This window comes from Nocardia tenerifensis NBRC 101015 (genome assembly GCF_000308715.1).
In the GTDB taxonomy this organism is placed as follows: domain Bacteria; phylum Actinomycetota; class Actinomycetes; order Mycobacteriales; family Mycobacteriaceae; genus Nocardia; species Nocardia tenerifensis.
Window position 1 is genome coordinate 17,873 of record NZ_BAGH01000587.1, and the last position, 9,316, is coordinate 27,188.

Below are 9,316 nucleotides of genomic sequence, written 5' to 3' on the forward strand. Positions count from 1 at the left end.
GGACAGCGGACGGAGATCCCATGCTCGACCCACGGCTCAGAACCGCCTGGCTCGCCAATGTAGCGGCGGGCGCGGCGGCGGTGACGGTGCGCACGCCGTTCTACCCCGGTTTCGTCGTGCTGCGGACGAACTCGCTACGCACGCAACGCAACTCGCTCGTCGCCTCCGACCTGGAGCTGGTGACCGTCACCGACCGGACCGCGATACTGACCTGGACGACCAGGGCGCGCGATCACTCCGGACGATGGCAGCCGATACCCGCGGACACCGAGGTGCGGATCGCCCCGGCCGACAGTACCGCCGCGCCGCGTCCATACCTCCTCGAATCGCGTTCCACCCCTTACCATTACGCGGAGATCACCGGGCTGGAACCGGGCCGCCGCTACCGCTTCGAGGCCTACTCGAACGGCAAGCGCGCCATGCCCGCCCGCACCCTGGTGACCCGCAGATCCGGAACCCCGGAGGCCACCGGCGTTTTCACCACCGCGACCCCGCCGCCGGGCCGGCTCCTGCGCACCATCGCCCTGGCCAACGACGTCCACTACGGCGAGCACACCAGCGGCCTCGTCGTCGGCGCCCTGCCCACCGGCCTGCGCCACGACACCGCGCACTACCCGGCGTTCATGCTCGACGCCCTCCTCGACGACGTGCGCAGCCCCGACCGCGCCGCCGACCACCTAGTCCTCGCCGGCGACCTCACCGACTCGGGCACGCTCGACCAATCCCGCGCGGTGCGAACACGATTGGACTCCTGGGGCACGCTCGGGCGGGACTACGTCGTCTGCCGCGGCAACCACGACAAGCCGCACCGCCACCGCGGGACCACCATCGACCACTGGGGCGCCGTCTTCCACGGCCGTCAGCGACTGGTCGACTATCGGGTCGGCGAGCTGCGCCTGATCGGACTCGACACCACCCGGCTGACCGGCTCCGGCGGCACCATCGTCGCGCCGCAGCGGGAGCGACTGCGCGAACTGCTCGCCGCCGACCCGGACCGGCCCACCTTGGTTTTCGGTCACCACCCGGTGACATCGCATGCGGCGGTGAGCAATCCGGCCGGACCCGGCTTCGTGCTCGACCCGCGCAACGCCGCGGCGCTGCACGCCATGTACCGCACCGCGCCGGGCGTCTTCCTGCACCACAGCGGACATACGCACCGAAATCGCTTGGGCCGCCCGGACATCGGCATAGACGTCGAGTTCCTCGAGGTCGCGGCGGTGAAGGAGTACCCGGGCGGCTACACGCTGCTGCGCCTCTACGAGGGCGGCTACACGGCGAACTTCTACAAGACCCGCTCCGACGCCGCGCGCGGCTGGAGCACCCGCACCCGCCGCCAATACCTGGGCCTGCACCCCGATCACTCGCTCGGCAGCTGCGCCGACCGCAACCACGTCGCGCTGCGCGACTTCTCCGGACTGACTAGATCCAGCCCTTCTCCCGCGCGCTGAGCGCGGCCTCGTAGCGATTCGACACACCGAGTTTGGCCATGGCCGAGGACAGATAGTTGCGTGTCGTGCCCGGCGACAGGTGCGCGCGCCGGGCGATGTCCTCGACGGACGCGCCGTCGATGGCGTACTCGAGCACGTCCGCCTCGCGGGCGGTGAGGACCGTGTCGCCCGCGCTGATGGCCTCGGCGGCCAGCTCGGGATCGACGTAGCGGCCGCCGCCGTGCACCGTGCGGATCACCTCGGCCAGCGTCGCGGCGGAGGTCGTCTTGGGCAGGAAGCCGCGCACGCCCGCGGCGAGCGCTCGTTTGAGGTAGCCGGGCCTGCCGTGGCTGGTGACGATCAGCGTGCCCGCGCCGGGGGTGAGCCGCAGCAGCTCGGTGGCGGTCTCGATGCCGTCGATGCCGGGCATCTGAAGGTCGATGACGCCCACCGCCACCGCGTCGCCGTCCTCGGCGCGGCGACGCCACGCGGCGACGAGCTCCTCGCCGGAGCCGACGTGGCCGACCACCTCGAGGTCGGCCTCGAGATCGAGCATCGTCGCCAGCGCGGCGCGCACGAGCGTCTCGTCGTCGGCGAGGAATACCGGAATCATGGGTTCTCCCAATGTATTTCGAGGACGAACTGGTCCGTCTCGGCGGTGATGTCGAGGGTCGCGCCGATCGCCGCGAGTCGTTCGGCCAGGCCGCGCAGCCCCGAGCGCTCCCCCGGCGCGCCGTGCGGGGCGTCGTTGCGCAGGGACATGCCCGCGTCGCCGAGGGTGAGCGTCGCCGAGGTCGCCGCGGAGTGCTCGACGATATTGGTGGTGCCCTCGCGCACGACCCAGGCGGCGACCTCGTGACAGCGCGCGGGAATCTTGGCCGGGTCGCCCTCCACGACGAGCCGGCAGCCCACCGCCGAGAGCAACGACCGCGCACCCGCCACCTCGGCGCTCAGGTCGATCCCGCGGTAGCCGCGGACCAGCTCGCGCATCTGCCCCATCGAGTCGACGGCGAGGGTCTTGACCTCGTCCATCTCGGCGGCGGCGCGGTCGGCGGCGCCGGAGCGCGAAAGCACCGCGGCGAGTTCGCTTTTCACCGCGATGGCGGAGAAGCCGCGGCCGACGATGTCGTGCAGGTCCCGGGCGAAGCGCAGCCGCTCCTCGGCCACCTGCAGCTCGGCCTCGATCGCCTTCGCGCGGTCCAGCTCCTCGACCACCCGCATGCCCCACACGGTCAGCAGCGTCGTCGCGACGACGAGACCCCCGGCGAGCAGCGTCACGAACCCGGCGACCAGTCCGGAGGTCAGCGACGAACCGAGCGCCAATCCCGTTGCGACACTGAGGCCGAGGACCGCCCACCACCGGTGCGGCAGGAACGAGACGACCGAGTACATAGCCAGCGCGGCCGCGCAGATGCTGACGAAATACGCTGCCTTCGTGGTCGTTTCGTCGGCGGCCAGTCGCGCGACGACGGCGCCGGTCAGCCAGACCGCCGCCAGCGTCGCCGCACCCACCGGCAGCCCCCATCGCCGCGGCGTCGACTTCGACGACACGGCGAAGGCGGGCTGGGCCTCGATCGCGAGGATCGCGCCGAGGCCGGCCACCGCGATCCCGGCCGTCGACCACGGCGCGTGCGCGGGGAAGGCCATCACGATGATCACCGCGACGAGGCCGGCCTGCAGCGTGCCCCGGGTGTAGAGGCGGAACTTGGCCGGGCCGGGGAGCGCGTCCCACCACGAGGTCAGGCGACTCAACCGCGGTCGTCCCAGCGAAAGCTCCGGCGGGTCAGCGCGAGCGCCAAGACGGTCCATATCGCCAGTGTGGCAAACGGGCGGCCGAGCTCGGCGAGGGTGCCCGCGAAGTCGAGCGCCGCGTCGGAACCGGCCGCGGTGGCCACCTTGCCGGACGCGCCGAGCGAGACCAGGTCGGAGACCGCCGCGAACGGCGTCCAGTCGGTTATCGCGGACAGCCGATCCGGCAGCACCTTGCGGATGGACGCGAGGCCGAGCATGGCGACGGTCATCACCGGCAGCGAGGTGATCTGCGCGGCCTCGGCGTTCTTCGTCACCGCGCTGGTCGCCAGGGCGAGCAGCGAGAACAGGACGATGCCGCCGAGCAGAGCCAGCGCTATCGCGAGCGGGTTGACGGGTGCGGGCGCGCCGGTGGCATAGACCACCGCGACCACGGCGACCGTGCACGAAAAGGTCACCAGCGCACCGGGAACGGCGGGCGCGAGCTGGATCTGCCAGTCGGCGGCCTCGCCGGTGCGCAGCCGTTTCAGCACGCCCTCGCCGCGGCGGGTGGTGACCATCGACAGCACCGAGTAGTACTGCACGAACAGCAATGCGAACAGCGCGAGCATCTCGAGTGTCACCGCGGCCGTGGCTGTTGTCGGCGCGGAGTCGCGAATCGCGATGAAGTACAGGGCGATCGGTATCCCGATCGGGAACAGGATGGACAGGTATACCAGCGTCTTGTTGCGGCGGAACTGTAGGTACTCGGCCTTCGCCAGCGCGGTGAGCGGGCGGGGGTTCGTGGCGAGGGTGGTCATCGGGTCGCTCCGATCAGTTGCGGGGCCGATTCTTCGGCGATGTCGAGGAAGACCGACTCCAGGGAGGCGGCGCGGGCCTCGAGGCCGGCCAGGCGCAGGCCGTTCCGGCGGGCCCAGTCGAGCAGTTCGGACAGGTGGCCTTGCAGGTCGTCGGTGCTGACGGTGACGCGTGCCTGCGCGTCGACTCGCGCGTCGCGCAGCGGCGGCAACGGCAGTCCGGGATGGTCGAAGGCGATCCGGGCCGGGTGCCCGTCGACGATCTCGCGCAGCGTGCCCGTGCGCGCCACCGCGCCCCGGTGCATGATCGCGATCCGGTCCGCCAGCGCCTCCGCCTCGTCCAGGTAGTGCGTGGTGAGCACGATGGTCACGCCCGCGGCTTTGAGGTCGGCGAGCAGCCGCCACGTCGCGCGGCGGGACTCCGGGTCGAGGCCGGTCGTCGGCTCGTCGAGGAACAGCAGGCGCGGCCGGCCGAGCAGGGCGCACGCGAGGTCGACGCGGCGCTGCTCGCCGCCGGAGAGCGAACCGACCCGGACGTCGACCCGATCGGTCAGATTCACCTGGGCGAGAACGGCTTCGGTGGTAGTGGGATTCGAGCAGGTCCCCCGCCACATCTCCAGCGTCTCGCCGACGGTCAGCTCGGCGGGCAGGCCGCCGGACTGCAGCACGATGCCGACCTGCGCGCGGACCTCGGCGCGGTCTTTCCGCGGATCGAGGCCGAAGACCTCGATGACGCCGGCGGAGGGGGCGGCCAAGCCCTCCAGCATGTCCAGGGTGGAGGTCTTGCCCGCGCCGTTGGTGCCGAGCAGGGCGAAGACCTCTCCCTCGGCGACCCGGAGGTCTACGCCGCGCACCGCCTCGAAGGTGGTCTTGCCGTCGCCGTAGGTGCGGCGCAGGCCGCGCGCGACGATGACGTCGTGCTCTCGAAAGCGGTTCCCGTTCATGGCTTCTACGATCTCGGACGCGGTGCGGCGGCAGTAGTAAGCGCAGTCATCGAAGGACCGTGCGTTGTGCATGGTTCACCCATGACAAAAGTCATCACCGGGGCCGGCGCGCGACGGTGGCGGGGTCGGAAAGCGCCGCGCGGCGGGCGAATTCGATGACCCCGGACAGGGCGGCGTCCGCGCCGAGCAGGGCGCGGGTGACGTCCGGCTCCGCGGTGGGCACCAGCGCGCGGCGGCCGGCGAACTGGTGCCGGATCACCGGCTCCAGCCACGGAAACCACTGGGCCAGAAGGCCGCCCAGGATCACCTCGTCCAAATCGAGGAGGGAGGTGCTCGACAGGATCGCGGTGCCCAGTGCCCGTCCCGCCGTGTCCACGGCCGCGAGCGCGCGCTCGTCGCGGCGGGCGAGGGCCTCGGTGAGCCGGTCGGCGGCGGAGGTGACGCCCTCGCGCCGCAAAGTCTGCCCGAGGCCGGCGGCGGTGAGCACCGCGTCGGGTCCGGCGTAACAGACCAGGCAACCGCGGGCCCCGCAGACGCACGGCGGTCCGTCGAACGCGACCGGCATGTGGCCGGGCTCCCCCGCGATACCGCGACTGCCGGTGTGGATGGTCCCGTCCAACACCACGCCGCCCCCGATGCCCGTCCCTGCGGCGATATAGACCACGCCGCGCGGCCGCCGCGGGTGCGCGTGATACTCGGCGAGCGCGGCGGCGTTCGCGTCGTTGATGACGTCGATCGGACAGCCGAGTTCCGGCAGCCGCGCGGCGAGCAACGCCCGCAACCGAACCGGCCGCAGCCAACCGAAATCCGTTGCGACAAGGACAGTTTGCGCCTCGTCATCACCCACCGGCCCCGCCATCGCAACCGCAAGCCGCACAAGCTGCGCGCCGACAGGTGCGGCGGCCTGGGCTCGTCGCACCAAGACGGCGATCGCGTCCGCCATGGCCCCGGGCGAGCCTGCCGCAACGTCGTGCGGTGCGGCGAGCGACTCTGCGGCGGCGACATGTGCTGGAGTAGGCGGGGCTGCGGCGTGGTGGGGGGTGGTGGCCTGCCAGAGGATTGTGCCGGCGAGGTCGGCTACGGCTACTCGGAGGTGTTCGGAGGTGATCTGGACGGCGATGGTGGTGGCTCGGTGCGGGATGAGGCGGAGTAGGCGGCGGGGTCGGCCGCGGCTGCCGTCGTTCAGTATGCCGCCCTCGGCGATCAGGCCGCGGGTGGCGAGGTCGGTGACCATGGTGGTTACCGAGGCGTGGGACAGGCCGGTCGCCGACGCTATCTCGGTGCGCGCGCAGGGGCCGTGTTCGGCTATATGACGCAGCACCAAGCCGAGATTGCGCCGCCGGACGGCTACGGAATCGTGGGCCTGTCGTTTCTCCACGGGGTCGACTCTATGCAGGTCACGAATTTTTTCAACCCTTGACTTATTCTCGGCGCACTCGCGAACATACCGGTGTCCATTTCGAACGAATCGAGGTCGCGATGCCGTTTCCGCACATCAACCGCCGTACGGTCCTGCTCGGCGCGGGGGCGCTCGCGATGGCGGCCGCGTGCTCGACAGAGCGGTCCGCCTCGGACGTCGTGCGGACGACCTTCGGCCCGATTCGCGGCGTCCGTCGCGAGACCGGCATGGCTTTCCTCGGCGTGCCGTTCGCTCAGCCGCCCGTCGGCGAGTTGCGCTTCGCTGCCCCGGCCCCGCCCGTGCCGTGGACCGAGACGCTGGCCTGCACGGCGTACGGCCCCACCGCTCAGCGCAGGCCGATGAGCGAGGTGACGACCATTCCGGAGCCGAGCATCCCGGGCGACGCGGTCTTGAATCTGAATGTCTTCACCCCCGACCCGTCCGCGCGCGGGCTGCCCGTGCTGGTGTGGATTCACGGCGGCGGCTTCGTCGCGGGCAGTCCGGCCAGCCCGTGGTATGACGGCAGCGCGTTCAATCGCGATGGGGTGGTGCTGGTTTCGGTCGGCTACCGGCTCGGCGTCGACGGCTTCCTGCACATCGACGGGGCGCCGGACAACCGGGCAGTGCTGGACTGGATCGCCGCGCTGCGGTGGGTCCGCGACAATATCCGGTCTTTCGGCGGCGACCCGGACAAGGTCACCGTCGCGGGTCAGTCTGCGGGCGGCGGCGCGGTCTGGGCGCTGATGGCCACGCCCGAGGCGCACGGGCTGTTCCGCGCGGGCATCAGCGCCTCGGGCGCGGTCACGCAGCCGAACGACCGGGCAGCCGCACTGGCCGTGACCGAGCTGTTCACCCGACGCACCGGCGTGCCCGCGACCGCCGCCGCGCTGCGCGCACTACCCGTCGACACCCTGCTGGACATGCAGGACGCACTCCAGGCGCCGGGGCCGGGCAGCGAGGGCGTGCCGATGCTGAGTCTGGCGCCGTTCGCCGACGGCACGCTCATCCCCGAGTCGACCGACGCGCTCCTGAAAGCCGGTGCGGGCGGCGATATTCCGCTGCTGCTCGGCTTCACCCGGCACGAGTTCAACATGGCGGCGGCGATGGCCGCGCAGCATCCGGACGCGGCCGCGGGCAGCCCGCTCGCGAACGCGGGCAACGGCGTCGACCTGAACGCTTATCGCGCGGCCTATCCCGGCGCGGACGCGACCGAGCTCGCCGGACAGGCCATCAGCGACACCATCATTCGCGGACCCTCCTATCGGGTGGCCGAGGCGCGCGCCCGCCGGAACCTGCCGACCTGGCTGTACGAATTCGACTGGACCTCAACGGCTCCCGCCTACCGCGGCATGGCGGCGCACTGCCTCGATCTGCCGTTCGCCTTCGACCTGCTGCACGCCCCCGGCGTCACCGAGGTCGAGGGCGACGCGCCGCCGCAACAGCTGGCCGACGCCGTGCACGCGTCCTGGGTCGGCTTCGTGAAAAACACTGACCCCGGCGAGGATTGGCCTCGATACACCGCGGACAAGCGCGAGACCATGATCTGGTCGGACCGAAGCCGCGTCGTCGCCGATCCTTTCGCCGCGCAACGCCGCATCTGGGCCGCCTGATACTTGCCAAGACCGTTGCGCCGGAGTGACATGGTCGGCATGTTCACATACGTGGTTACCGCGGAGTTCGCCGACGACGAAGTGCGGCAGGAGTATCTGGCCTGGATGCGCGGCGGGCACGTGGCGAAGGTGGTCGAGCTCGGCGCGGCCGTCTCGGGGCAGGTCGTGCTGCTCGACGACGGCCGGGTCGAGGGGCGGTACGTGTTCCCGGACCGAGAGACGTTCGCCGCCTACGAAACCGGCCCTGCGGTCGCGCTGCGCGCCGACGGCGCCCGGTTCACCGAGTCGGGGCGGGTCGTGTTCGCCCGGTGCACCGGGGAGGTCCTCTTCGGCGTCTGAGATGGCGGCAACTGTCACGGTTGCGGCCGGATCCATCGGGTATCTCCTCGGCACTATCAGGAGGTTTCACCATGATGGCCATTGCCGCCGCCGTCGCGTTCGGGCTCGCGCTGCTGTTCGATCTGACGCACACCACCCTCGGGGACTCCATCACCGCGGGCACGCTCACCACCCTCGGCCTGTTGCTCGTCGCCCTGCATCTGGCCGGCGTCGGCACCGGGGCTCGCTCGTGGAATTGGCGCCGCCGCAGGTGATTCAGACCTCGACCGCGGGGTGCAGGCGATCGAGGGTCCAGTTTCGGTGCCGGTGCACGACGAATGTCGTGCAGGCCAAGCCGACCAGCAGGAAGCCGAGCAGAACGGCGATGTCCCGCAGGAGATTACCGGTGAGGCCGCCGGAGACGGTGACCCGCAGTCCGTCGACCAGGTAGGTCATCGGCATGAGCGGGTGGATCATCCGGAACGGCGCGGGGGTCGTCTCGACCGGGTAGAGGCCGCCGCACGAGGTCAGCTGCAGGATGAGCAGGACGAGCGAGAGTGCCTCGCCCACAACGCCGAACGCGACGCGCAGGAAGTGATCGATGGCGACGAACGCCGCGGCCGCGAGGATCATCAACCCGGCCGTCCAGATCGGATGGACGGGGTTCAGCCGCAGCCCGACTTGCACGACGCCGTAGAGGATGAGCCCGCCCGCGACGGCGATGCCCGCCACCGGCAGCCAGCCCGCGACGGCCACCGTCACCGGACTGATCCGGCTCGCCGCCGCGCGCTGATTCAGCGGCTGGATGAACAGGTAGGCCAGCAGGCCGAGGACCCACAGGGCGATCGCGAAGAAGAACGGCGTCAGACCGCGCCCGTACAGCCCCGCCGGGTTGAGATTGTGGCTGACGATGCCGACGGGCGAGCCGAGCACGTCCGCCGCCGCGGCGGTCTGCTCCGGGCTGGTCTCGGGGATCTTGGCCGCCGCCGTATCCACGGTGTCGGCGACTTTCGTTGCGCCGGAGTTCAATTGGTCGGCTCCGGTCTGCAGCGTCCGGGTGGCGGCCTGTAGC

Annotated in this window: 10 protein-coding genes; 4 read left to right on the forward strand and 6 right to left on the reverse strand. The window is 71.2% G+C overall.

The features are described 5' to 3' along the window. Positions 1-20 precede the first annotated feature (20 nt). Positions 21-1,448 carry a metallophosphoesterase gene (locus ON39_RS39180; RefSeq protein WP_040741780.1) on the forward strand — a complete coding sequence of 476 codons (1,428 nt, stop codon included), beginning with the start codon at positions 21-23 and terminating at the stop codon, positions 1,446-1,448. Here ON39_RS39180 and ON39_RS39185 read toward each other — a convergent pair. The 5 genes from ON39_RS39185 to ON39_RS39205 form a co-directional block, all read right to left on the reverse strand. Beyond that, positions 1,420-2,040 (reverse strand): response regulator transcription factor, encoded by a 621-nt coding sequence (locus tag ON39_RS39185; RefSeq protein ID WP_174412616.1) that lies wholly within the window; start codon positions 2,038-2,040, stop codon positions 1,420-1,422. The genes ON39_RS39180 and ON39_RS39185 overlap by 29 nt on opposite strands. Beyond that, complete coding sequence (locus ON39_RS39190; protein ID WP_051187674.1) at positions 2,037-3,179, reverse strand: sensor histidine kinase; 1,143 nt, start codon at positions 3,177-3,179, stop codon at positions 2,037-2,039. The genes ON39_RS39185 and ON39_RS39190 overlap by 4 nt, the downstream gene beginning before the upstream one ends. Next, a complete protein-coding gene (locus tag ON39_RS39195) occupies positions 3,176-3,976 on the reverse strand; it encodes an ABC transporter permease (RefSeq protein ID WP_040741782.1) in 801 nt (266 codons plus the stop codon). The genes ON39_RS39190 and ON39_RS39195 overlap by 4 nt, the downstream gene beginning before the upstream one ends. Continuing rightward, positions 3,973-4,917 carry an ABC transporter ATP-binding protein gene (locus tag ON39_RS39200; RefSeq protein ID WP_040741797.1) on the reverse strand — a complete coding sequence of 315 codons (945 nt, stop codon included), beginning with the start codon at positions 4,915-4,917 and terminating at the stop codon, positions 3,973-3,975. Before ON39_RS39200 ends, ON39_RS39195 begins: the two co-directional genes overlap by 4 nt. A 94-nt stretch (positions 4,918-5,011) precedes the next feature. Further along, positions 5,012-6,295 (reverse strand): ROK family transcriptional regulator, encoded by a 1,284-nt coding sequence (locus ON39_RS39205; protein WP_040741783.1) that lies wholly within the window; start codon positions 6,293-6,295, stop codon positions 5,012-5,014. A 101-nt stretch (positions 6,296-6,396) separates the two neighbouring features. Between ON39_RS39205 and ON39_RS39210 the strand changes: the two genes are divergently transcribed. The 3 genes from ON39_RS39210 to ON39_RS39220 all read left to right on the forward strand — a co-directional run bounded on the left by ON39_RS39210 (position 6,397) and on the right by ON39_RS39220 (position 8,519). Then, complete coding sequence (locus ON39_RS39210; RefSeq protein WP_083894961.1) at positions 6,397-7,926, forward strand: carboxylesterase/lipase family protein; 1,530 nt, start codon at positions 6,397-6,399, stop codon at positions 7,924-7,926. A 39-nt stretch (positions 7,927-7,965) separates the two neighbouring features. Next, the gene (locus tag ON39_RS39215; protein ID WP_040741801.1) at positions 7,966-8,265 is read left to right on the forward strand and encodes a DUF4286 family protein; all 300 of its coding nucleotides are present in this window, start codon (positions 7,966-7,968) and stop codon (positions 8,263-8,265) included. A 71-nt stretch (positions 8,266-8,336) separates the two neighbouring features. Further along, positions 8,337-8,519, forward strand: coding sequence for a hypothetical protein (locus tag ON39_RS39220; RefSeq protein ID WP_040741784.1), 183 nt, complete (start codon positions 8,337-8,339; stop codon positions 8,517-8,519). 1 nt (position 8,520) lies between these two features. On the opposite strand, the gene ON39_RS39225 is transcribed toward ON39_RS39220, so the two are convergent. After that, positions 8,521-9,316, reverse strand: a 796-nt coding sequence (locus ON39_RS39225; RefSeq protein WP_157195605.1) for a YhgE/Pip family protein, incomplete at its 5' end; no start/stop codon positions are given.